The sequence below is a fragment of the Vibrio sp. Vb1729 genome, assembly GCF_033338655.1.
In the GTDB taxonomy this organism is placed as follows: domain Bacteria; phylum Pseudomonadota; class Gammaproteobacteria; order Enterobacterales; family Vibrionaceae; genus Vibrio; species Vibrio alginolyticus.
Window position 1 is genome coordinate 640390 of the sequence record NZ_JAWOTB010000011.1, and the last position, 25596, is coordinate 665985.

Sequence of the window (25596 nt, forward strand, 5' to 3'; positions counted from 1 at the left end):
TCCTCTCCTGATATTAGAAGTAATAAGTTGTGCCTACATTAAAGGATGCAGTGTTTGCGTAGCTGTCTAGTTGGTATTTTGCGTTTACACCTATGGTGAGCTGCGGGAAAATTCTGTATTCCGCACCCACTGAGAACATTGCGCCTAGCTCGTTGTTTTTCTCCGCGCTATGGAAAAGCGTGTTGGTCATTTCCACATCGTCGTTCGTGACAAGTTCGTATTCTTGATGTTTAGAAACCTTGGCATCGTATTGCGTGTAAGTTAAACCCGCTTTGAATTTTGTTGTCCATTTATCATTTAATGCATAGTTAAACACATGAGCCAACGACACTTGCTTGGCTTTGATTGACGCATCCCAATCCATTTCATGATGGTAATCTTTGCCATCGATTGACTTGATACCTAGGTTTTTTGAACGACTATCATCAAGGTCAAACTGGCTGTAACCCAGTTCCAATGCCCAGTTGTCATTAAATGCGTAACCGACAAAGCCTGAGAAAATACCGTCTTCAAGCTCAGGGTTGAGTGTTACGTTGTCAGTTGAAAAGTGAGGTTCCAAATCATGGTCAGTGGTGCCTAGTCCATATTCCAGACCTACATAAGGAGCCGCAGATACCGAAACTGAGCAGGTAACAAGTAACGCAAGAAGTGTTTTGTTCATTTTATTTTGCCTCTTCAAATCAACTTAGTGAGTAGAAGCGCATTTTGTGTGAAGAAGCGTGAAGCGATCGTGAAGAAACGAAAAAATGTTTAGAAAAAAGAGCAAGGGGCGATAACCGAGGGGCGGTTTGAGTGAACAAACACCAAGCTCTTTATATAGAGTAAGTTAAGTTGCTGCGACGTAACACACCGCAAACGGGACATTAAGGCGAGTAAACTCTTTAATCCAACGCCATTGGTTGTCTTGGAGTTTATCGCCCGGCCCTTTTACTTCAATCCATTCGAACTCGTTTCCTTTAAAAGCAATCAGATCAGGCATCCCATTGCGGTAAAGCTTTAGGTCACTCAATTGTATTTTAAATAGCGCCATCAACATGTTAGTTGGGATAGTGTTGAGTGCTGTTTCGAGTAGCTCTTTACTTATTAAGTTCCAATGTACAAATGGATTACTGATGCCAAACTTCTCATCGTATTTTGTCAATAACATCTGGGTGTTGCCCGCTTCTAGTTCGGCAAAAGCGGTGTCTATCAAAGCTTGGCGCTTGGTAACAAAATCCGAGTGATATAAATCTAAAGGACGGTGTTGATAAGCGTTAATGAATGCCCCTTCAATAGGAGCAAAAATCGCATCCCAAAAAGTGAGACCAAGTAATGCATTAAGCAGTGCATTTTCGGCGTAAAATACAGTCCAGCCTAAGGACTCAAAATACGCTTTGCTGGCGAGTTCGACTCTCTGTTGAGATAAATCCAGTTCAAGGCGGTATTCCGTACAGGTTGGCTTCGTCACTCTTGGCACTTTCTCGCCTTGTTTTCGTTTTAACCGTTGCTCAAGTTTTTGTGCAACTTCGAGCTCAGACACATCGATCGGTGAGTTAAGCATATCTGTGACAATGTCACAAAATAAATCATCATGGTTTAATTTGTCATAGATACGTGCGCGTCGTTCTCGGCTCGGTGTGAGTTGAGTTTGGCCAAATAGAGATAGGGCGGTCTCTAGATCATTAAGCCGTTCGTAATCACGTGCTATGTCATTCAACATGTGCTCGCGTTTACGATCTACGTAACGGTGTTTAACGGGCTGAGGCATTGCCTCAATTAATAAGTCGAGATTGGCTTTGTCTTTTCGGTCAAATTGCCAGTACAGGTTGGCCAACTGGCTCAGTTCAATTAAGCGGTCTATTTGCTCACGTGAATCAAAGAAACGGCGCACTTTACTCAATTGATATTGCTCGAACTGATGCAAACCTAAGTCATCAAGCACAAACTGACTTAAGTCTTGATGGGTGTTGGCAAAAAACAGAGTGAGCAACACGTCGATCATATGAGCTGAATTGAGTTTGACGATCGTAAACTCAAGCTTCTCTATACGATCAAATTCCGCATTACTCAAACGTTCGACAAGGGCGTCTTTCTTGAGTGATTTCGGCAGTTCGGGATAAAGCGTGGAGATTTCTGGCTTGGTCAGTAAATTGGCCGCTAACTCTTGATGAGAAAGGGGTGGGGAAAGGGCTACAAACTCATGTTGACTCAATTCTGCCAGTGCTTCATTGATAGAAGGTATTTCTGGATAACTCAGCTTATCACTTCGAAACCAACATCCCTTTCGGCTGTATAAACGTACCAAAAGGCACTGGGCGTGTTTGCTCAAAGAATCAAACGAGCAAAGCCATGCGTGTTCTTCCTTGGTCAGTAAATTGCTGTACCAAGTTACTGCGTGATGAGTCAGCTTAAAGAAGTTCTCTAGATAGTAGTCTGGTGCAAGTTCGATAGGGCTTTCCATAAACGACCGATAACAAAAAAGGCTTAACCCATAGGTTAAGCCTTTTTGCTATCAAATCAATTCGCAATTATGCGTTTTTTAGCTGTGCTACTTTCGCTTCAGACAATGGCTTAGTGATGAACGCAAGTACGATACATACTGCCATCATTGCTGAAGAAATTGTGTAAGCCAAGGTGTAGCCGTCGCCATTTGTCATCGAGAAACCAACAACCGCTGCGCCGATTGCACCACCGATACCCCATGCTGTGTAAAGCACGCCGTAGTTAGTGCCGTAGTTTTTCAGACCGTAGAACTCAGCCGTTAGAGTAGGGAATACCGCTAGAAGTGTACCGTAACCTACCGCTGCGATTGCTGTACCGATGATCAGTGTAAACTCAGAGTCGAACGTCGCGAACAGCACCATGTTTACGCCTTGTAGAACGAACGCGAGTAGAAGCGTACGAACACCGCCGATTTTATCTGCAAGCATACCCGCGGCAACACGACCGCCAGAGTTAAATACAGCAAGAATAGACGCTAGGTAAACCGCGTTTGGCAAGTTTGCTTGAACGCTTGCGATTGTCGTGATGTTACCGATGATCATTAGACCAACAGAAGCTGCAAACGCGTACATGATCCATAGAGAGTAGAACTGTGGCGTTTTCAACATTGCTTTCCAAGTTAAGTCATCTGACTTTTTCACCGCTTTAGGTGCTTGGCCTTCTTTTACTTTAGGCTCCGCAGGTGTGTAGTCTGCTGGTGGGTTGTTGATGGTTGCTGCAAGAGGAACCGCAATCGCTAGGATACCAACACCAAGAACCATAAAGCTAGTTTGAATGCCCATGCTGTCTATTAGCGCAGAAGTTACTGGCGCAAGGTAAATAGCCGCTAGACCAAAACCTGCCGCAATAATGCCGTTAACCATACCTTTCTTCGAAGCGTGGAACCACTTCATCGCAGAAGGTGATAGGCATGCGTAACCAAAACCGATACCTGCACCTGTGATCACACCGAAGGTAATGTTCAGCATGAGTGGAGTGTCAACAAAGCCAGACGCGATCATGCCCAGACCTGTAAGAACAGTACCTAGGATAAGGATCATTCGAGGGCCCATGCGGTCTTGGAGAATACCTGCAATAAGAAGACAGATAGAGAAAGTGATGGTTGCAGTTGCGTAAGGTGCAGAAGCTTCTGCAGCACTCCAGCCTGATTCAGTTACCAGTGCCTTGTTGAATACACTCCAAGCATACAGGATGCCAAGACAAAGGTTGATACAGAACCCTGCTAACAGGATGCGCATAGCTTTATCAATCTTGCTCATTTTTATTCTCAGTTTTTCCTCTTATTGGCAATGCCGCAAAGAAGGTTGGTTTAAAGATGTTTTTTCTCAAAATTAGTTTGCGTTTTTCAACGTTTAACGCAATGAGCGCGGATTATAACCAATAAATATGTGATTGGAATCTCTTTTTACGGTTACTGATAAAATAATTTGCAACATTAAAAGTGGATGTGAATTCATGGTTTTGTATGTAGTAAGAACGTTGTAAAAAAAGTGACATTTTTTTGTTCACTAATAACGAATGATGAGTCAAGAGAGAGAGGTTTTACGCTGTTGAGTGCACAGTTCACATTTCAAATAAAAAATTTCTAAATGTTTCCATGTTAACCATCTGTAACAAAAATGGCGAATTTATCATCTGACTGTCGTAAGTATCAGATGCAAAGGGTTTCTTAATTCTTAATTGTTAACCTTTTGTAATAATTGAAGCTGATTAGCTTTTATGTACATTAAGTGAGCAAAAAAGTAACTTGTAATTGCTGATTTTAGGCGCAGAATATAGTGAAAAATGAGTTTTCATTTATGAAGGGATGCTTTTTAGATTTGTTGTGAGGTGACTTATGAAACTGTTCCTATTACTCATGGCTTCGGTATCCGCTGGTATCGCATCAGCAGACCACATCCATTCATTTATGTTGGGCTTATCTATTGCTTCTTTAGCTGTAGGTAGCTGTTATTTCTTCGCATTTCGCAGCTCGCGCTTTCCACAGCTTGCTTTATTCCTACTCATTTGCGGTATGCTTTCTAAGTTGACGATAACCGTAGTCGGTGTGATGTGGGGAATGTCCGCGGAATTAATCACGTCTCCAATCGTATTCGCACTTTCATATTTATTCTTTTCGCTTGCCGTTACCTACTTATGGTTTAGCTACAGAGAGAGCATCACTAAGATTCCTGACCGATTTAAGTCAGCGTAAATCAACACATTAGAATAAAAAAAACGCCAGCACATTTGCTGGCGTTTTTAATTAAACGTAATTTTGTTCGGATATTGCTTTTAGTTTGATCGTGGCAATACCGTTAGGCACTCATTGGAACAAGCACAATAGTACCAATAATCACCGTGATAAGGCCTGCTAGAACTGGAACGGATGTGCGTTTTACAACCTCAAACGGGCTGATGTTTGCCATACCTGATGTCGCAACGATTACGCCAGATACTGGTGAGATAGTACGGCCTAGGTTTGATGCTTGAAGCATCGGGATAATTAGGAAAGCAGGGTTTAATCCCATTTTAGCAGCTAAAGATGGTGCTAACTCCACGAACGCATAGAAAGGCGCGTTACCCGAACCCGTTGCAATTGCTGCTGCAACTGTCAATGCAGTTAGAATAAGCATTAAAGCAACGCCGCCTGCACCAGCATTATCTGCTAGATGAAGTAGGTTATCGATAGCACCGATAGACATCAGACCTTGTGCAAAAACCCCAGCGGCAACCAAAAGCATCACAACGCCTTTGAACGCGTCAGCCATGCCTGCGTAGCAAGAATCTAAATCTTCTAGTGATTTCTTACCATCGAACTTATTTACAACATAATGGATCAGAGCTCCAAGGAAAATCGAACCAACCACAATAGTGTAGATGTCTAGACTAAGTCCTGGAATGGTACGACCGTTGAATAGGAAAACGCCGATGATAGGTAGAAATGGAAGAGCTGCATAAAACGCTGGTGCGTCAGCTTTGATCTCTGATACATCAATTTTTTCCATTGGTGTATTTTCTTTCTTATCTAAGTATTTGTTCCAGAAGAACGCTGCCGCTGCCATGACGATGATTGCGCAAATAGAAACAGGCAACACAGTTTGTACCGCAAACACATCAAGCTCTAAACCAGACTTTTCTGCTGCGATAACAACATCACCAGAAGTAGGAGAAAGAATGATTGCCGCTGGAGAGGCACACACTGCAACGGCTGCTGGACGAGAAATGCCCATCGCGACCATCATAGGGAATAGTGTCGCCATTAATAGTACGCCAAGGCCTGTTGCAGAACTTACCGCAAGAGACATTAAACACGCCACAATGTAAGCCGCTACCAAAAGGACGTAAGGAGACTTGATGACAGAAAGCGGTTTAGAGAACTGTTTCACTACCACGTTGTTCGCGCCGATATGAGTCATGTATGACGCAAAACCACAAAGCAGCATGATTTGCATACCAAGACCGCCACCGCGGTATTGAAGCATGTATTTCACGTATTCAAGCGCATCTGTCACCATGTTACCAGTTGAGGTGATTTTTGACGGCAGCACGTCGTGCCCCAAAACGCCAGTCATAAGAAGTAAAGCAATACCAGCTGTCAGTAACACGCCCGCAGCTTTATAGCCTTTGACAATAAAGTAACCCACCGCAATGGTAACCACTAAGCCAATTAAGAGCTCTAACATAGGGATCTCCGAATGTTATGTAAAAAAGAAAGAAACTGTTTCAGTTTATGACAAGGAATTTACAGAATTCTTAGCTGTGGCACGAGACAAATATGGGGCTTGCATGATCTGAGACAAATAATAATTTAATAAATAATTTCGTTAGATTGTATTGTTGGAATTTGGTTTTCTAAGTGTTATGTGCTGGTTTGAAGCTATTTATAGGAAGGAAAATATGACTAGGAAAGTGAATGAATAAAGAGTGAATTGATTCACAATAGGAAAAAGACTTTACTCAGTAAGCAATTATTGGAAAACACTCTTCACAACAAAAAAGCTTCGCCGAAGCGAAGCTAAGTAATCGTAAGAATGAGGATAAACTATGCGTATCGACGAACCATAAGGTTCCAACTACGTTGCTGCCGTTCGAACTCTGCTTTAATTTGCTGGTACTTCATTTTCGTTACAGAACATTCGTATTTCTTTACCACACTGGCAGTTTTGGCACCGAGTACTTCTTTGCGCATCTCGTAGTATTCCTGCATGTGATGAACTAGAGTATCAAACTCGTGCTGTAGCTGATCGAGGATCGTTTGCGTGTTCGGTTTCGATTCTAGCTTTTCTCTTGCTTTCTTCAAAAGTTGACTCGCACGGGCTTTTTCAATTCTAAATGTAGGCGTTGTGCGCAACTTAGATGTGAGTCCTAGCCAAGAACATGACTTTATCAACCACTTCGTTGGGTCGTAATGCCACCAATACACGCCATTGCGATAGTCATTCTCGAAAATATGATGGAAATTATGGTAACCCTCTCCAAATGTGAAAAAGGCGAGTACACCATTATCGCGAGCAGTGTTTTTGTCTGTGAAAGTTTGCTTACCCCAAATATGTGCGAGGGAGTTAATGAAAAAAGTCGTATGGTGACTCATAAAGAGTCGAGCCGCACCAACGACCAATAACATCCCCCAGATATCACCGTAGATCAGTCCGAGCATGACTGGGAAACCAATATTAGTCAGTAGGGCAAGTGGAACATAATACTTATGCTGCCACATGACGATTTTGTCGCGCTTTAGGTCACGGCAGTTTGTATATTCGTTTTCCTTTGATTTATTGTAATCACGTAACATCCACCCAATGTGAGAATACCAAAAACCCCGCTTGGCTGAGTACGGATCTTTATCGTTATTGTCGACATGTTTGTGATGCACACGATGATCAGAAGACCAATGTAATGCACTATTTTGCAAAGAAAATGCTCCTCCAATCGCAAAAATGGCGCGCAAAATAGGATGAGCTTCGTACGTTTTGTGGCTCCAGAGACGATGATAGCCTGCTGTAATAGAAAGGTTAGTAAAACTAAATGCAATCACTCCCCAAATTAGATGTTCCCAACCCAGTCCAAAATGATATGCATACCAAGGCATTACAATAAAAGTCAGAACAAAACTGGCAGAAAATATCAATGTATTCAACCAGATAACAGGTGGTTTGTTTTGAGTCACAGGTGTATCCCTAACTTTGAGCTAACAACTGTTCGCCAGAATATCAGCGTACACATGTAAGTCAAATTAAAGTTAGACAAATGTGACTATTCCTTTGGGTGTAGATTAAGGAACTTGATGGGATATTTTGCTTTTAATTGAATAATGAGTAGTATTAAAAAATGAGCTCTGGCTTAAGGTGTATAAAATCTGCCAAGAAACAAGTGTTATAAAGGTGGAATATACCGAGACTCTATAAAGAAGCAAAAATGTAAGAAAATAGGAATACGTAATGGATTTACGATTAGCGGAATATAAGGACTACGAGCGCATTGCGCATCTTCATGCGGATAGCTGGAAGCGTCATTACCGTGGCATTCTTAGTGATAACTATCTTGAGAAAGAAGCGATTGACGACAAACTACTGATTTGGCAAACCCGTTTGACCAACCCACCATTCAATCAGCACATTGTCTTGGCGGAGGAGGGAGGTTTGCTACTTGGCTTTGTTTGTGTGTTCGGCAACCATGATTTCGAGCGTGGAACCTTTATTGACGCATTGCATGTTGATGACAGTTACCGTGGTCGTGGGATTGGTAAGCAGCTATTACTTGCTGTCGCAGAATGGCAACAGCAGTACTTTAAAGACACAGGTCTTTATTTAGAAGTTGTGTCGCAAAACATTTCTGCGATTGAATTCTATCGCCACATTGGTGGACAAGAGGATCAAGAGCGAACTTGGCGCGCACCTGATGGCAAAGAGGTGTTAGAAAAAGTATTCCGTTGGAAGAACGCCCAGTCATTAGTTAGTGGGATTGAGGAAAACGTGATTTACTCCTAACCTAGCGTTCTAAAACATTAGATAAGAGCAGTCTCAACACTGCTCTTTTTTGTTTATGCACCCTAACGTTATGTTTTATTAAAAGCTTTCTAGAAGTTAACCCCCATGGCTTTTAGTTCGAGCTCACATTGCTGAGCATTTTCAAACTGAATAGCAGCCATGCCAACTGCTCGGGCACCTTCAACATTGTAAGGCATGTCATCAATAAATACTGTCTCTTCGGGGTTAAGCTGATACTTTGAAAGTAGAGTTTGGTAGATCTCCGCTTGTGGTTTTAGTAATTGAACTTCAGAAGAGATGATTGCTCCATCAAACAGTGGCCAAAACTCATAGGTAGTACGAAGATGTTCCACAATTTCGTTGATGTTGTCTGTGAGCGCATATACGCCATATCCGGCACTTTTTACTCGTTTTAACAGCTCTATACTGCCGTAAAGTAGTATTTGAGTGTGTTTTACATAATAAAAGAAGCGGTCCATTTCTTCCGTCGTTACTTGGTGTTCACGTTGATAACGCTGTTTTGCTTCCCTTTCGGAGATCGTCCCTTTATTTAAATCTTTCCAGATTTGTGATGAAAATAGCATCTGAGCCATTTTCTCTGACTCTACGGAACCACCAAATGTTAAGCGAACGATTTCTACTGGAGACCAGCGTACCAACACATTACCTACATCAAAAATGACATTTTTTATCTGGACAGAATTCATAACACACCCCAAGCCAATTGTTCTTCACCACGCTATATGCGGTGAGTGCTGTTTTTGAATCGTTGGAAAGTCGTGCCAAAGGCGCGACTTAAGTTTCTTACACAAAATGAGATTAACATCCAATTGGATACAGAGCGATTATCGCAAAATTGCACTAAACTATATGCAACTTTGTTTATTTGGTTGTAAATCAAGTGTAGCTGTCTTAAAAGATTGAAACTAAAGATAAGTATTGCGAGCTGTTTACGTCATTTCGCGCTGCTTATAAATGATGATTAATATATAATTAGTTAATAATAAAACGATAAAAGTGAATCAAAATCACACTATTGTGCGTCAGGCGGAGTAAGCAAAACAGATTATATGGACTCGATACGTAAGGTTTATCAATATGCAGAACCAAACCTAACTCTCGTTGGCTGGATGGGGTTTCTTGGCTTTCCGCTGTACTACTTTGTCTGGGAGTTTGCCTTTCCACAGGCTTATGAAAATTTACCTCTTAGATTGTTTTGCTCGTTATTGTTTTTCGGCATCATTTTTAGAAACCGCTTATCATCGACTTGGAGAGATTATGTTCCTATTTACTACCAAGTGACGATAACGCTGTGCTTACCGTTTTTCTTTTTTTATATGTTACTGATGAATGACTGGTCCAATGTATGGGTTATGTCGTTTATGTCTGCAATTTTCTTACACATTTTACTGGTTCATGTTACTAGGGTCATGTTTGCTCAAACCTTTGCTGGGATAGGTTTAGCAACATTCTTCGCTTGGGTTGCAAAAGGGTTCCATCTTGACTTGACCATGGATTGGACTCATGTGCCAATCTTTCTGTTTATTTATGTCTTCGGTAATTTGTTCTATTTTCGTAACCAAGTTGAACATGAAGCGAAAGTCTCGCTGGCAAAATCATTCGGGGCAGGGATTGCACATGAAATGCGTAACCCGTTGAGTGGGCTTTGCACTTCAATAGATGTTATCCAGTCGATCTTGCCCAACATGAAAGAGGCAGGAAAAGAGCAGTACGTCATGAGTGTAGAGGATGTCACCTTATTACGTGAAGTGAGTCAGGATGCAATGAACATTATCCAATCGGGTAATGAAACCATCGATTTATTGCTAACTTCGATTGATGAAAATCGAGTTTCTCGTTCTAGCTTCAAAAAATATTCAGTTCACTCGGTCGTTGAACGGGCAATTGAAAGCTTCAGTTATAAACGTGCCACTGATCGATTTGCCATATCGCTGGATGCGAGAAGTGAGTTTGAGTTTCTAGGTAGTGATACATTACTTAAATACGTTATGTATAACCTCTTCAAGAATGCCTTCCATCACCGTAAATCTGAAGATTTTCACATACATGTATCCATGATAAGTTCAGAACGCTTTAATCAAATTGTTGTAACCGATAATGGTGCTGGCATTGCTCCTGATGTTCTACGCAATATCTTTCAAGACTTTTACACCACTGGCAAATCAGGAAGTTATGGTTTGGGTCTACCGTTTTGTAAAAAAGTCATGCGTTCATTTGGGGGGAACATTGAGTGTCAATCTCAGTTAGGGGAGTGGTCTCAATTTACGTTAACTTTCCCACTAACGACATCTGATACCGTTACTGAAATCAAAAACGATCTGACTAAACTCAAAACCATTCTAACGGTGACTAGCCAAGATATCTTGGTGTCTAAAGTAACAGATATTAGCCGTTTTATGGGCTTTGACTCGACGATTTTAGATGCCAACCAAGTACTCAAAAAGAAAGAGTACGAGTTCGAATTCGATCTGATTTTTATCGATCTTGAGAGCTTAGATCCAAGAGCAAACCAATTGGATAGATTAGAATCTCTCTTGTCTTTCACTGAAGCACGCATAGTTTATCTTTTTGAGCATCATCCGACTCAGAGAGCACGTAAGGCTGCATATGAACCTATTTGGATCGAAACGCAAGCCTGGTTATTGAATACTAAACCAACTATTGAGCGTCTCTTATATGATTCAAGCTATGTATCGACACCAACGGCCTCGGTGACGTTAGATAATTCAAATAAGCGCACAATTATGGTCGTGGATGATAATGAATCTTTGCGTAAATTCACGGCAATGTTACTTGAAAAGCAAGGCTTTGAAGTGATTCAGAAAGAAGACGGGCAGCAGGCTCTGGATACACTAGAGCAAGAAGATGTTGATCTCATTCTGATGGATATCGAAATGCCAATTATGGATGGTGTAGAAGCGTCTAGGCGAATTCGAAGCTCGGATAAAAACTATGCGTCGGTACCTATTATTGCGCATACAGGGGATAGTTCACCTGTCACGTTGGACAAAATTGGGTCTTCGGGTATGTCTGACTTCATCGTAAAACCGGCGGATAAAAATCGTTTGTTCGATAAAATCGCAAACTGGATCTAATCATTCGCGACTTGTTTTCTTGAGGCGAGTTGCTCACAACGAATAACACGAATAAAGAGCTCAGCAAAACTGTTGAGCTCTTTAGTTTTATCTACACACTAACTTACACAAACTCTAAGTCAGGGTGTGCAAATGCTTGTTGGCAGACAGTGAGTACATGATCAACTTCAGCAGCTGTCATGTCTGCATTGACTGAAAAACGGATGATGTTTTTGTTCCTTCCAGTTGCAGGGCGGCAAAACACTGCGCCGTAAACATTTCGCTCTTCGAGAAAGTCGCGGACTCGCTCAGTGTTTCTCTCGTTACCACATTCTAATGCGATAATTTGTGATTCACTGCGAATAGTAAATCCAATGCGTTTTAAACCAACGGCTAAAGACTTGGCTCTTTCAAACAGAATATCTCGCTTATCATCTGATTTTCTTATGACGTCCAGTGTTTTCTCTAGCCGAATGATCTCTTGCGGTAATACGGTAGAACTAAATATTGCAGGGTACGCCACAAATGGAAGCGTCTTCGCCAGTTTTTCTGGGCCTAAAATCGCGCCAGCACGATAAGCAAATGTCTTGGCAAGACTAACGGTAATAAAATCTACCTTATGAGTTAAGCCAAGACCCTGCAGTATCCCCGCACCTTGTGGACCGTGTGTACCTAAAGAGTGTGATTCATCTACAACCAGGCCGCAGTCAAACTCCTGTGCTATTTCGTAGATATCACGTAGAGGAGCGATGGTCCCGATAGTGCTGTAAACCGAATCCACAACAATGATCCCTGAGCCGTGACGTGAAATCTGTTTTCTTAGGTGACTGGTGTTGTTATGCATGAACGGATGAATTTGTGCTCCGGCAATACGTGCGCCTTCCCACAAAGACATATGTGCAAAGAAATCAATGTACACAGGTATGTTCGGTGCACAAATAGTCTGCAATAAACCGACATTCGCAGCCCAACCAGATTGAGAGAGTAGACAACTAGGCATACCAACGAAACTGGCTAGCTGCGTTTCAAATGCAGGTTTCGATTCATCATCTTGTAAGAAAATCGCGGACATCACGACGTTGTCATCGTGCTGGGAAATCGCATCACGATGCGCGTTTTGAATCTCCTTATTATGAGACAGTGCAAGGTAATCATTGCTTTGCAGGACAACGGCATTACACGGTGGGCGTTTACCAAGAACAAGGTGTTTTTTGTTCTCATTCGGTTCGATTAGATCTTGAATATAAAAATCTAGGCGTTCCTCGATAAAGGAGGGAAGTGGTTTGCTTTGTATAGTTTCACTCATAATAAATCTCTTCTTCATATGGAAAAACGCCAGCGCTGACACTTATTCATATTGCGGATTTTGGGGAGAGTGTCACTAACCAGGTTGCATAAGTTTGCAGACCCTTGCAAACTCGACATTTGAGGGTTGGATGGTGGCTGTAACTCTATAGGGGCCCGGGGTCTAAACTAGTTTGTGCTTAAAGTTTATACGGCGATTTTGCGGTGTTTTTTCGTGCTTCATATCTGGGATTTTGGATGAGGAATATAAAGTTTGAAAAGTGAAAAAAATGGGCGCATTAGATAACAAAAAAGGCGCGAAAATCGCGCCTTGAAACATGAGTAGATAAAAGACAAGCTTATCGCTTATTACGTAAATAGCGCTTACGACGCTCTTCTTTACGCTTCGCTTTTTCTTCTTCTTTACGGGCGGTTTCAATCTCGACTTCAATCAGCTCTTGAGTGATCATTTCTGGGCGTTCTAATGTAATTTGGCCCAAAGTGCCTTGGCGAAGTTCGTGCAATAAGATCTCCGATACTTTGTGCAAGTCAACACGTCCACCTGCACGTAGTGCACCGCGGCGACGACCAATTTCTTCCATGATCTCGATATCTGATTCTGGAAGCTCTTCAATTTGATAACGCTCTTTAAGCTTGTCTGCATAATGAGCTGCTAGGTATTCAATGGTATAGAATGCGACTTCGTCATATTCCATCGCTGTATCTTTTACCGCGCCAGTAGCCGCAAGGCGGAAGCCACTGTGTGGATTTTCCACTTTTGGCCATAAAATTCCTGGAGTATCAGATAATACGATGCCATTTTGCAGGTTGATACGTTGTTGACGACGTGTAACCGCGGGTTGGTTACCTGTTACAGCGATTGTTCGACCTGCGAGGGTGTTAATGATCGTCGACTTTCCAACGTTTGGGATGCCCATGATCATGGTGCGAATGTTTTTACCAATTTCTTCTCGGTGTGGGGCAAGTTTGCGGCAAAGCTCCATGATTCGATGCACTTCTTGTGGTTCAGAAGTCGTGATCGCCATTGCTTTTACATGTTGCTCTTGCTCCAAGTGCTCAATCCACAGTTGAGTTAACTCTGGATCGGCCAAATCACGTTTGTTCAAAACTTTAACGACAGGTTTGTCACCACGGATTTGAGAAATCAAAGGGTTTTCACTACTGAAAGGAATACGAGCATCCAGTACTTCGATGATCACATCCACTTGAGGGATTGCTTCTTCGATCTCTTTACGTGCTTTGTGCATGTGGCCAGGAAACCACTGGATTGAGTTATTAACCATTTGAATTTAATACCTTAATTTTTCTAATGCTCCAGCGGTTGTAAAAGTAGCAATGTGAGTCTTGAGTAATACAATACTAGAACGCATTTTCTAAAACTGTGTTTACTTCAAGCTGCTCGAAACCGCGGAGTTGAGCTTTCTTTCATGTTAATACGTCAGTTTATCATGGAATGATGATGAATCATTCAAGATGAAAGTAAAAAGCTATGGCGTGCAAACCTAAACGCACACATCTCTTATATATACCGACTCGCAGTGAATATCCGTCTGGGTGAGAGACCGAACGCAAACGCTGTGTAGTCAAAGGTGGATTGTGTTGTCAGATTGTTCTGACGAATTTTGGTTTTCTGCTTTTATATCAAAGTGTTATTTTTATTTCGCTGTTGAGCGAAGTTTGACTTTTATCTGACAAAAACTAGTCTGAGCTTCCATTCAGAGGAAGCAGTCATGCTCAGTATTCTTAGAAGTATTACGGTATCGTCCGTCGCCTTAATTTTTTTAGCGAGTTCTTTTTGCTCAATGGCCAAACAGAGTCCTAAACCGAAGGTCATCGTTGGCGTTATTGCGCAAGACGAAGCTAAAGACTCGTTTGACGGTAGCGTTGGTCCTTCGTACGGAATTAGTCTTGAGTATTTGTCTAACATTACTAAAGCTTTGGATTATGAGTTAGAACTTCGGACTTACAAGCATATTCCGTCTTTACTTGCGGATGTCGAAAGCAAGAGGATTGATGGTGCGGTTGGATTTAGTAAAACAGCAGCAAGAGAAAAGCGTTTTTTGTTTTCGATGCCTTTCTTTTCGAGCACTATCGCTGTTTGGTATCGGAATGCCACTTACCGAGATAGTGATGCGCGTGATCTTAAATGGGTGTGTGTTGAGGGCAGTGTGTATTGTGACAACCTCACTGAACGTGGTATCGATAAGATACATTACGTTAAAACACGTTTAGAGGCGTTTAATGAAGTTAAGCGAGGTAAAGCGAACGCGCTGATTTACACTTATGTTGGTATTACCCAATATTTGGATTTGAATGACATTGTAAAAGGGGTTGTCGATATTCCCAGTTGGTTGAAAAACGAAGAGGTGAGTTTTATCGCTTCGTTGGACAAACAGAGTCTGATCGATGACATCAACAAAATCCTTCAGTGGGAGCAAAATGGAAAAAACATTCGCTCCGTCGCCTCGAAAAATCCTTACCATATCAGTGATAAGTTATTGGTAGATTACCGACGTAATCATCAAAACAAACTAGTGATAACTTACAGCAGCAGTGACGAAGCTTATCCGTTTCTCTACCGAGATTCGCAAACGGGCGAGTTAGATGGCTTCTTTCCAGATTTTGTCGACTTATTGCAGTCTCGTACTGGCTTGAGCTTTAAGTATGTGAAGCCGACGTCGAGCCTTTCTAATGGATTAACGGCATTTGATGCCGATATAGTCCCCATCTCTTATGTGGGTGAGCTACCTAAGTCAGATTGGTTGTTCACTAAACCATTCATGCACAGTAATTACGTGGCTATCCAAGCGGAGCAGAGCAAGCGCGATAAATCTGCACTGAAAGAAGCGGGTATTCTGCTCACTTTGAAAAAGCAAGGGTTAGTTCATTTGGGCACTTTGCAGCAAGGCCAAGTTGATCATTATAATGATTTGAAGAAGCTGCTTACCGATTTGAAATCGGGCGTTTTGGATGTGGCTTATATTCCTGACGACATCGTTCACAACATGATTGCACAAGATCAAGTCGATGACTTGGTGATCAATGCGGAGGACGTTTTGACGTTCTCTAATGCATTTGCGGTTGCAAACCACAATACACAACTGCAACACATGTTGAACAGCATCATCGAAACCATTGATTCTAACGAGATCGAAAAACTGCTGCGTTCTCACCGAAGCTTCAAACTGACTTATGGCTATGACGCGGAGCAGATCGCTACATTTGTTGTTGCTGGTTCATTCATATTCTGTCTCATGTTGATTGCGGCGTATTTCATCTTATCTCACATGCGACTTAAAGTGAGGTTAGCCGAATTTAATGCTGACAATGAGGAAGCGGAAAAGCAATGGCTGATGGACATCATCAAAGAGATCAATAGCTTGGTTTTTATCCATAGTGAAAATAACCATATGGAGATGAGCAATTGTGCGAACTACAACAGTAAACAGTGCCAACAATGTAGTTTGAAAAGTGATTCTGCGCACGTTCCTCTGGTGAATAATTTTGATGAACTGACCACTGTTATTGCTGGAAAGCGTATTTCAGAAGAGGTTGCCTCGTCGGGCTGTGAACTTGATATTAAACATGTATATCGAGAACGCAAAGTCATCGCTTCTCCTAGCGGTAAGAACAAGTTTGTACTGACTGTGATTCAAGATATTACCCAGCAAAAAGAACGTGAACAGGCGTTAATCGATGCGCAAAAAGAAGCGCAAACCGCGGTACGTGCGCGCGAAAACTTTTTGGCAACCATGAGTCACGAATTAAGAACGCCATTGTCGGCAGCACACGGCATCCTCGATTTGCTAAATCACCAAGTGACGGCAGATTCAAATCGCGAGTTAATTGCCCAAGCCATACGCTCGCTCAATCATTTGAATACGTTAGTAGACGAAGTACTGGATTATTCAAAGTTAGAGGCAGGGCACTTAACCGTCGCCCCAGTTAAGAGCGACTTGCTTAAAACCTTGTGCGATGTGTTTCGAAGCTTTGAACCACGAGCGCTCGCGAAAGGTTTGGATTACAAAGTGACAATCAAACCATTTTCGAATGCTTTCATTGAAATCGACGCGCTGCGATTGGTGCAAATTACCACCAATCTACTCTCCAATGCGGTGAAATTCACTGCGGAAGGCGAGGTTGGAATCAGTGTCATTCTTCATGAAAAGCAGCTTATCTTGAAAGTGGCAGATTCAGGTATCGGCATGACGGATGACCAACTCGAAGGCATTCTCAATCCTTTTGTTCAAGCGGATGACACTATTACGCGTAAATATGGCGGTACTGGATTGGGGCTAAGCATTGTTGACCGATTGATCGACTGCATGGGCGGCTTGCTCTGCATCGATTCACAATTTGGCTTGGGCACGACGATTACCGTCAAACTGCCAATTGAGCATTGCGACTCTGAGCCAGACGTTTGTTTGAACTGGACGTATAGCGAGAGCTTACCACTTAATGTTCGCCAGTGGTGTGACGCGTGGAAAATGCGTCCAGCGACGTTAAAAACAATGGTGGCGAACCTTCACCCTATACACGACAGCGATGCCAGTTTTAATGGCCTAATGCTACGTGACGAACAAAGGGTACTTGGCAGTCTTACGCTAAGAGAGATTCAATATCCAGATACATTGTTCAATTTGCTCAGCCAAACGCAGCAAGAAACCAAGCTTAGTGACGTAAATCAAGAAGTGGTTTCTTGGGTTCTCGGCACGGTACTGGTCGCAGAAGATAATCCCATTAACCAAAGTGTGATAGCAATGCAGCTTCATGAACTTGGAATCGAATCTGTCATTGTGAATAACGGCCGCGAAGCATGGGAATACATCAACCAAGATGAAAACGTTGTGTTGCTGCTGACCGATTTTCATATGCCAGAAATGGATGGCTATGAGCTTGTTAGGCACGTGAAAAACTCCGAATTTAAAGCAATTCCAATCATCGGTGTGACAGCAGAAGATGCTCGTCTTGCCATTGAACGTACACAGGATATCGGCATTGATGATGTGCTCTACAAGCCCTATGACCTTAATCAATTAAAAACCGTTTTGATTCCATTTATTGGCGAAAAAGAGAGGGGTAGGCTGCCCGGCTGGATTAAACGGTTCAAAGCACAGGACGCAAAAGAGATTGCGCGCGTGTTTAGTCAATCAATGTCTACAGATATAAAAAACTTAAACGCCGCATCGACTGAGCGAGACAAAAAACGGGTCATTCATGGCATCAAAGGAGCGGTTGGGGCGATAGGGGTAAGCATGCTGACTGAGCTTTGCATTGAGGCAGAACGAGTTACTGCTGCGGAGTTTGACAGGCGAACAGCGGAGCTAATTTTACGAATCGAGCAGGAGATCGAAAACATAAACTATTGGGTAGAGACAAATGAATACACAATTTAATGTGATGGTGATTGATGACCATCCGCTACAAACCACAATACTTACGCAAATATTGGATCGCTATTGCGCGCAAGTCATCCCTTTTAACTGTGTGGATGCCGCTATTCAGAGTGTGCAGGAACAATATTTTGACGTGATTTTTTGTGATATCCAAATGCCAGGAAAAGACGGCATCGATATGATGGAAATGCTCGATAAAGTCCAGTACCAGGGGCAAGTTGTACTGGTCAGTGCAATGGAATTGACCATTATTTCTGCGGTAAGAGCCATGTGCGAGGGATTTAGTTTTGAAGTATTAGGGAAGCTGCCTAAGCCATACGATGAAAATGAAGTCGTTGATTTGTTAGGCAAAATAAAAGATGAAAAAGCGAAACAAGTCAGCTTTGCGCAACCTATTGAAGTGGAAGATCAAGAATTCCTGTTTGCTCTGGCTGAAGGGCGAGTGAAAAATTATTACCAGCCTTTAGTCGATGTGCAAAGTGGGGAAGTGCTTGGGTATGAAGCGCTCGCGCGTTGGAATCATCCTATTTATGGTGTGTTACCCCCTCATTATTTTTTGCCAATTGTAGAGCGTTGCCGCCTTTCAGGAGAGTTGTTTCAAGCTGTATTGAGTAATGTTATCTATGACATGAAACACCGCGGATTGACGCAAAACGTATCCATTAATGTAGACCATGAAAATTTAGAAGATACGGCGTTCTCTCATTACTTTTTACAGCAATGTTCAGAGAGCGAGATTGACCCATCACAAATCACCATTGAAATTACAGAGCGAGATACATTTCAGACTAGCGCGTCCCTGTACAAGAATTTACTCAAGTTGAGGATGAACGGTGTCACTGTCTCAATAGATGATTTTGGCACGGGGTCATCGACGTTTGAAAAACTGGCTCAACTGCCATTCAACGAGTTAAAAATCGATCGTTCGTTTGTACAAGGTGTCGAATGCGACATCAAAAAACGCAACATCGTTGTTGCTATTTGCGCGTTAGCGAAAAGTTTGAATATACGACTGGTCGCGGAAGGTATTGAAGACGAAGTCACACTGCAAGCGATACGTGAGTATGGGATTGATCTTTGCCAAGGCTTCTACATTGATAAACCCATGCCACTAGAAGCCATAACCATACTAAATGAAAGATATGAATAAATTGAATTACTTGATCTTTGACGATCATCCTCTCGTTTGTGTTGCAATCAAGTCACTGTTGGAAGAGTTAGGGAAAACAAATGGGGTATTTACTGCAACATCAGCGAAGATGGCATTACAAATATTGAAAAAGGAAGAAATTCAACTGTTGATCTTAGATGTGAACTTGGCAGATTGCGATGGGTTTGATTTCTACAAACGTATCAAATCCCATGGTTATGAAGGCAAAGTCATTTTCTTCTCCGCTGAAACTAGCCAAATGTACAGCCAAATGGCTTTTCGTTCTGGCGCTGATGGCTATGTGTGTAAATCGGAAAATCACGACATTCTTAAAGACGCGATAGAAGCGGTAGAGAAGGGGTATACCTTCTTCAAATTTAAGCAAGTTGTTAACAGCGTTCGAGAAATGCCACAACTTTCAAGCAGAGAAAGTGCAGTAATGAAGTATTTATTACAAGGAAAGTCCAATAGAGAAATCGCTTCAGTGCTATCAATAAGTGATAAAACAGTCAGCACATACAAACGCCGTCTATTGGATAAATTTAACGTAAAGAACATTGTTGAGCTAACAAGAGTGGCGGGGGCGTAAGACCGCATCATGACACTTAAAAGTATCGCGTTGTCTCTTTTCATCGCAACATTACTATTCGTCACTTCTGTCACAATGATTGGTGCGGTGTTAATTTCTTATGAAGTAAAGCAGTTCAACACTTACGCGAATAATTTAGCCAAAATAAAACAAAAAGTAATTCTCATGGGGCTATTGACGGAAGCGCAACTCGAGCAATACAAAGGCATGAGCGTGAGTGAAGTAGAAGCGCAAACAGAGCTGAGCTTTCAAGATGCGATTTACTCCCTGTCACCTTATGAAAAACTCAATTACGTTGAATCTGTTGCACGGAAATCGCTTCATCAGGCTGAAGCGTATTTATCAAATGCGTTCAATCGACAAAATGCCGTTATGTATTTTCGTTCTTATACTGGAAACAAACTCATCTTAGAGAGACCGATTGAAGCGTTAGAGGGAGTGAAAGCCACATTTGATGTTGATTGGTGTAAAAGTAATTATTCTTGTGTGTTAGCTGCGTGGAAAGAGCAACTGACGGACCGGGTATTGTTTTCCCTACCATTTAAAACGACATACTCCGATGACATGGCGATAAGCATCATGAGTCCGGTTTACTTTCAAGGTGAGTTAGTGGGAGAGTTTTCGGAACAATTGTACCTCTCGCCGCTTTATAATGATGGGAAAGCGGTGGATGTTCAAATAGCGAATGGGAACAAGCAAATGGTGATTTACTTCGCTGGCTACCCCTTTCCATCATTCGCGTACACCCAATCATATGTCGCAGACAACAACAATCTCATTGTTTACATGTACCCATTCAGTAAAATTGTATTGGATTACGTGTTCTTGTTTATCATCCTCTTTTTCGTAACCTTAGCGTATTACAACAAAGCTTATGAATCTAAAGAGAGCAAACTTCGCCTCGCGAAAGCACTGACGAACGTGACGAAAGATGATTTAACGGGATTGTTTAACCGCAGAGTCTTTCAAGATAGCGAATTCAAACGTCGTTTGGAAACCGCGCCATATTCCGTCATTGCAATAGATGGCGATAGGATCAAGCGAATCAATGACCATTACGGTCACCATGTAGGGGACGAAGTTATTGGGATTATTGCTGATGCTATGTCTAAAGTGTTTCGAAATAGTGATTATCTAGTTCGAACTGGTGGTGATGAGTTTGTTGCGATTCTGCCGGGTTGCAGTATCAGCCAATCTTCAATATTGGCGAAGAAGCTTCGTAGTGTCGTTAAAGATAACCGACTAAAAACCTTGGATATCGAAGTTAGTGTGAGTACTGGTATCGCGGCGAATGAATTACACGAAACGCTTCAGGACGTTATTGTACGTGCAGATGAAGATCTCTATGAGATGAAAAAACACAGACAAAAGTCCCATTAAGCAGGTCTAGTATTGACTAAATGTTAAGTTACGGAACATAACCATGACATAACTGTTTGATTAATTTGACCAAACAGAATGAGTGGTCTTTTATATTAGAGCAGTCAACAAATAGTGATTGCTCTATTTCTTCTCGACCTTACATCTGGTGTCGCACGTGAACAAAGATCTCGACTTAAACTTACTTAAAATACTTGTCTTACTGGATAAGCACCGTCAGCTCAAGCCCGTTGCGAAAGCGATGGGGAAGAGTGAAGCGTCAATTAGCAAATACCTTGCCCGATTGCGACTCCAGCTAAACGATGAATTGTTTATTCGGCATCCTCATCACATGGAACCAACGGACTATTTAAAACGTCAATTACCTAAAATTTCCGATGCACTAGAGAAGCTTGAAACTTGTCTAATTAGAGATGAGTTTGAACCGGAAAATTACGAAAAAGACATCACCATTTGTTTACCGCAAACCGCTCAATACTCATTTGGGCATTTACTTGCAATGGATTTAATGGTGCTGTTTCCCAAGGCGCACATTTCGATAGCAACGATTACAGAGTATACGATAGAAGAGATAATCCTAGGCAAAGTGGATGCGCAGTTACATTACTTCAACGAGGATGTTCCGAAATCTGTTTATCAGAAGTTCATCGGCTATGCGCCTGCTGTGGTAGTTGTCCCTGAAGAGCTGGGAATTACCACCCTGGAAGAAGCAGCCAAACTTCCCTTTATCATGTTAGAGATTATCGGTTGGAAAGAGAAAGAGCAGCTCGTTAAGCGTGCAATGGAAAGCCACGGTATGGTCATCAACCGTATTGCGGCTCTAGACAACGTAAGCAGCGTATTGAAGCTAATTAAGCAAAAAAGCGCCGCAACCGTGTTACTTGAATATCAGGCGCCAATTGATGGATATAAATTTATAAGAGTGCCAGAGCATTTTTACCCAGATGGCTGGCCAAAAGTGGTTGTACAGGTGAAGCAAAGCTTAAGACATGATGCAATGCACCAGTTGTTAATCGGTGCTATTGGAAAATACATGAGCGCTTAGCGGCAAAACTCAATGTTTTCTGACTGAGGGATAGTATGCAGAAGTTCAATCAACGTGTCCGCATGGTACTTTTTCAGAATACGCGTTTTGTAGGTGCTGATTGTTTTAGCGCTGAGTGAAAGTTGTTCAGAAATCTTCTTATTTGAGTAGCCTTGTACAAGATAATGGAACACCATGGCTTCGCGATTTGAAAGTGTTACGTTACCCGACGATGGTGTGTGAGTCGACTTAAACATTGAGTAACCGCGTGAAACACTCACAATTGCGTCAATAATGGTCTCTCTTGTTTCATGTTTGCTTAAGAAGCCGTTTGCGCCCATTTCGTACGCGGCTTTAGAAAGACTCGAGTAGTCACGTGAAGAAACAAATAACAGTCGGCCACGATATCCCGTCGCTAAAATGTTTTTGGCTAAACGCATACCATCGCGGTCGCCAAGCACTACGTCTAAAATAATCAAATCAATCTTTTGGCCTCGAACAAGATCCATCACTTCCGCACTGTCAGTGGTTTGAATCACTTCAGCTGCGTTGATTACAGATTCAACTAGAGAAGCAAGTGCTTCGCTATACAATGGTTGAGCGTCGATAATAAGAACATTATTCAAAGTGAACCTCACCTAATACATCAACTAGTGTGCTGTCAGGCGACAGCGCAATTGGATGAATAGGATTGTAGGAAAAACCTCGCTAAGAGGAAGGAAAATGACTCTTTCCAAAAGTGAAAATCAGTGTCTTGATTATGGGAATAGCGATGTCAGGTATTGAAATACCTAGTGATAGGATGATTGCTTGAAACTTACGTTGACAGAAAACTAACAAACTGAAAGTGTTCTTTCAGTGTTCTATGCCTTCAGATTTTCTTGTGATGTTTCTAGCGCTTCGATTTAAACCCGTGTGTTAGCAAGCGCAGTTTTATACCAAGCCACTTGAAGAGAGCTTGTTATACACCAGGCATGAGCACGCTAGCCAACTTTGTACTGATATCTGTTGGATAGGTTTGGCTATTGACGCTGAACATCACTTCAAATTATTTCTAAACTTTTCATTGACTCTGCCGCTAAAAGTGGAGGTGTTAATTCGCACTTTGGCCACTCATAATGTCGTGTTCAAAAATGAGACAATTTTACATGGTTTGGTATGGAAATGTGCGTTAGCCGTCCTTTTGATGGTTTACAAATTTTGTTGTAACGACTAAAAAGGACTTTTGGATTTTTAGCCAGAGAATGGCTTCTCATGGCGTTTGCATCAAACTTTTTCTGATGCGTATTTTTGGTTGGATAATTGGCTTTATGAGTAACGTAACCAGCACCATTTTGACAGAAAGTGGTACCAATGAGCTTGAAATCATCGAGTTTCATTTAGAAAAAACATTGCCAGATGGCAGCACAAAAACTTGTTATTACGGCATTAACGTTGCGAAAGTACGAGAAGTGATTCGCGTGCCAGAAACAACCGATTATCCAAACGCACAACCTCATATGATTGGTGTGTTCTCATCCAGAGATGTACTGACGCCTTTAGTGGATTTAGCTGGTTGGTTAGGTGTGCCAACACGACAAGATCTGGAGCGCAAGTTTGTAATCGTTACGGATTTCAACAAAATGACCAATGGCTTCTTAATTGACAGCATTTCGCGTATTCATCGTATCTCTTGGAATGATGTGGAATCACCAAGTCAGTTTTTGGAAGCGGGCGAACAAGATTGTGTAGTGGCCGTTGTCCGTAAAGAAGGCAACCTGATCATGATTCTCGACTTTGAAAAAATCATCGCAGACATCAACCCAGAACTGAGTATGGAAAAGTACGATGTGAAAGGGGACAAGTCGGTGGATCTCAACCAGAGAATGGTCGGTAAGCGTAATGCTAAAACGATCATGGTGGTGGATGACTCAGCATTTATTCGCTCTTTGATCCAAGATACATTAGCTTCTTCAGGTTACAATGTGATCACATGTAAAGACGGTGGTGAGGCGCATGAGAAGTTGATGAGCTTGATCGAGGTCGCGAAAGAAGAAAACTTGCCAGTTAAAGAGCTATTAGATGCGGTGGTTACGGACGTAGAAATGCCTCGAATGGATGGTATGCACTTAGTGAAGAGACTACGAGATACCGAAGCGTTTCATGAAATGCCGATCATTATGTTCTCGTCATTGATGAGTGAGGATAACCGAGCGAAAGCACTCTCTCTTGGCGCAAATGATACGATTACCAAGCCAGAGATTGGCCGCATGGTGAATATGATGGATAAATACGTGTTTAACTTTGCGTAAAAAACCGATCAGATGAAACAAATAAGGCTGCCGATTGGCAGCCTTATTTTTATTGAGGGCAGGGAAGAATATCTAAGGTGTAACTCTCGTTTGGAGTCTGCGGTGGCCCATATAAAATTCCACATTGTGTAAGGCTAGCTCTTTTTTCGTCGGCTGCAGCAATGACCATTTCGCGAGTTGTTGAACCAGCCGGGTGATGAAATGTTTTCCAATCCGAGTCTTCTTCGTTCAGTCCTTGCACGAGTAACTTCATCGATTCGCTATCAGAATCAGGGTATCCATATAAAAAAACACAGCGCTTTGAACCACCAATATTACAGCCGTCAAATGGTAAATCTGCCATTAAAGCACTGTCTACGAAGTTTGAAACGTAAGGCTTGCTTTCCAATCCCGCAATCGCCATTTTCCCATAACCTACGCCTAATGCTGACGCAATAGCGCCTTTCATTCCTTCCAAACGAGCTTCACGTGCATCACTTTGAAGGTTTAAAAAGCGTGGCGCGGCAGTGACAGCAAGAATACCGAGCACGACAATAACTACGACTAACTCTATTAGAGTAAATCCCGTTTGTTTTTTCATATTATTTTCACAGCAAGTTAAAGGTAGAAAAACACTGACCGTACACTTGTTTATTGTGTAAATAAGTACGGTAATGATAAATCGATCAGTAGTATAAGGAGGTGAGTTGTAAAGTGCTATACCGACGCCGCACTAATTGACTGAATCCATTAAATGCTACGGAGAATTCACGGGTCTAATTCGGCTAGATTTTAAGAGGTCATTAATTCCGCTGAAGAAATGCTGCGTGAACAGGCGAGCATGAATCCTCTTCGATGTAAGCAAACATGTACATCAGCGGAATGAAATACAAAATGCAAATAAGGGCGAACCGCACAAATGGATTGTCTTTTTATT

Annotated in this window: 19 protein-coding genes; 9 read left to right on the forward strand and 10 right to left on the reverse strand. The window is 42.1% G+C overall.

Annotation, left to right across the window (positions count from 1 at the left end):
• Nucleotides 1–13: 13 nt before the first annotated feature.
• The 3 genes from R7E29_RS07630 to R7E29_RS07640 all read right to left on the reverse strand — a co-directional run bounded on the left by R7E29_RS07630 (nt 14) and on the right by R7E29_RS07640 (nt 3740).
• Entirely contained in the window at nt 14–661 is a 648-nt protein-coding gene (locus R7E29_RS07630) for an AcfA family outer membrane beta-barrel protein (protein ID WP_054576038.1), read from the reverse strand.
• Between the two features lie 165 nt (nt 662–826).
• A complete protein-coding gene (locus tag R7E29_RS07635; protein WP_054576037.1) occupies nt 827–2440 on the reverse strand; it encodes a VRR-NUC domain-containing protein in 1614 nt (537 codons plus the stop codon).
• Between the two features lie 67 nt (nt 2441–2507).
• A complete protein-coding gene (locus tag R7E29_RS07640; RefSeq protein WP_017635352.1) occupies nt 2508–3740 on the reverse strand; it encodes an OFA family MFS transporter in 1233 nt (410 codons plus the stop codon).
• Nucleotides 3741–4318: 578 nt separating this feature from the next.
• On the opposite strand from R7E29_RS07640, the gene R7E29_RS07645 reads away from it, so the two are divergent.
• Nucleotides 4319–4675: a hypothetical protein gene (locus tag R7E29_RS07645; protein ID WP_005376535.1), complete on the forward strand. Its 357-nt coding sequence runs from the start codon at nt 4319–4321 to the stop codon at nt 4673–4675.
• A gap of 103 nt (nt 4676–4778) precedes the next feature.
• On the opposite strand, the gene dcuC is transcribed toward R7E29_RS07645, so the two are convergent.
• Nucleotides 4779–6146 carry an anaerobic C4-dicarboxylate transporter DcuC gene (dcuC, locus tag R7E29_RS07650; RefSeq protein WP_053349164.1) on the reverse strand — a complete coding sequence of 456 codons (1368 nt, stop codon included), beginning with the start codon at nt 6144–6146 and terminating at the stop codon, nt 4779–4781.
• Nucleotides 6147–6505: 359 nt separating this feature from the next.
• Nucleotides 6506–7630 carry an acyl-CoA desaturase gene (locus tag R7E29_RS07655; RefSeq protein ID WP_017821552.1) on the reverse strand — a complete coding sequence of 375 codons (1125 nt, stop codon included), beginning with the start codon at nt 7628–7630 and terminating at the stop codon, nt 6506–6508.
• Nucleotides 7631–7901: 271 nt separating this feature from the next.
• On the opposite strand from R7E29_RS07655, the gene R7E29_RS07660 reads away from it, so the two are divergent.
• Entirely contained in the window at nt 7902–8450 is a 549-nt protein-coding gene (locus tag R7E29_RS07660) for a GNAT family N-acetyltransferase (RefSeq protein ID WP_005376525.1), read from the forward strand.
• 89 nt (nt 8451–8539) lie between these two features.
• Here the strand turns inward: R7E29_RS07660 and R7E29_RS07665 are convergent, their stop codons facing one another.
• On the reverse strand, nt 8540–9157 hold the full coding sequence (locus R7E29_RS07665; RefSeq protein ID WP_054576036.1) for an HAD family hydrolase: 618 nt from the start codon (nt 9155–9157) through the stop codon (nt 8540–8542).
• A 363-nt stretch (nt 9158–9520) separates the two neighbouring features.
• Between R7E29_RS07665 and R7E29_RS07670 the strand changes: the two genes are divergently transcribed.
• Nucleotides 9521–11566, forward strand: a complete 2046-nt coding sequence (locus tag R7E29_RS07670; protein ID WP_025767846.1) for a response regulator — start codon at nt 9521–9523, stop codon at nt 11564–11566.
• 103 nt (nt 11567–11669) lie between these two features.
• Here R7E29_RS07670 and cqsA read toward each other — a convergent pair whose 3' ends face one another.
• Both cqsA and ylqF read right to left on the reverse strand, forming a co-directional pair.
• Nucleotides 11670–12851 (reverse strand): alpha-hydroxyketone-type quorum-sensing autoinducer synthase, encoded by a 1182-nt coding sequence (gene cqsA, locus R7E29_RS07675; protein WP_053349163.1) that lies wholly within the window; start codon nt 12849–12851, stop codon nt 11670–11672.
• 337 nt (nt 12852–13188) lie between these two features.
• Nucleotides 13189–14133, reverse strand: coding sequence for a ribosome biogenesis GTPase YlqF (gene ylqF / locus R7E29_RS07680; protein ID WP_005376521.1), 945 nt, complete (start codon nt 14131–14133; stop codon nt 13189–13191).
• 447 nt (nt 14134–14580) lie between these two features.
• On the opposite strand from ylqF, the gene R7E29_RS07685 reads away from it, so the two are divergent.
• From R7E29_RS07685 to R7E29_RS07705, 5 genes are all read left to right on the forward strand, one after another.
• A complete protein-coding gene (locus R7E29_RS07685) occupies nt 14581–18246 on the forward strand; it encodes an ATP-binding protein (RefSeq protein ID WP_213906658.1) in 3666 nt (1221 codons plus the stop codon).
• A complete protein-coding gene (locus R7E29_RS07690) occupies nt 18230–19396 on the forward strand; it encodes an EAL domain-containing protein (RefSeq protein WP_213906657.1) in 1167 nt (388 codons plus the stop codon). Before R7E29_RS07685 ends, R7E29_RS07690 begins: the two co-directional genes overlap by 17 nt.
• Nucleotides 19389–19985, forward strand: coding sequence for a response regulator transcription factor (locus R7E29_RS07695; RefSeq protein WP_017635347.1), 597 nt, complete (start codon nt 19389–19391; stop codon nt 19983–19985). Before R7E29_RS07690 ends, R7E29_RS07695 begins: the two co-directional genes overlap by 8 nt.
• 9 nt (nt 19986–19994) lie before the next feature.
• Nucleotides 19995–21365: a GGDEF domain-containing protein gene (locus tag R7E29_RS07700; RefSeq protein ID WP_213906656.1), complete on the forward strand. Its 1371-nt coding sequence runs from the start codon at nt 19995–19997 to the stop codon at nt 21363–21365.
• A gap of 157 nt (nt 21366–21522) precedes the next feature.
• A complete protein-coding gene (locus tag R7E29_RS07705) occupies nt 21523–22410 on the forward strand; it encodes a LysR family transcriptional regulator (protein WP_213906655.1) in 888 nt (295 codons plus the stop codon).
• Here R7E29_RS07705 and R7E29_RS07710 read toward each other — a convergent pair.
• Nucleotides 22407–23015 carry a response regulator transcription factor gene (locus R7E29_RS07710; RefSeq protein WP_017821556.1) on the reverse strand — a complete coding sequence of 203 codons (609 nt, stop codon included), beginning with the start codon at nt 23013–23015 and terminating at the stop codon, nt 22407–22409. The genes R7E29_RS07705 and R7E29_RS07710 overlap by 4 nt on opposite strands.
• A 684-nt stretch (nt 23016–23699) precedes the next feature.
• Here R7E29_RS07710 and R7E29_RS07715 point away from each other — a divergent pair.
• Complete coding sequence (locus tag R7E29_RS07715; protein WP_025998672.1) at nt 23700–24680, forward strand: chemotaxis protein; 981 nt, start codon at nt 23700–23702, stop codon at nt 24678–24680.
• Nucleotides 24681–24729: 49 nt separating this feature from the next.
• On the opposite strand, the gene R7E29_RS07720 is transcribed toward R7E29_RS07715, so the two are convergent.
• Nucleotides 24730–25260, reverse strand: a complete 531-nt coding sequence (locus R7E29_RS07720) for a prepilin-type N-terminal cleavage/methylation domain-containing protein (RefSeq protein WP_005376513.1) — start codon at nt 25258–25260, stop codon at nt 24730–24732.
• Between the last annotated feature and the right edge of the window lie 336 nt (nt 25261–25596).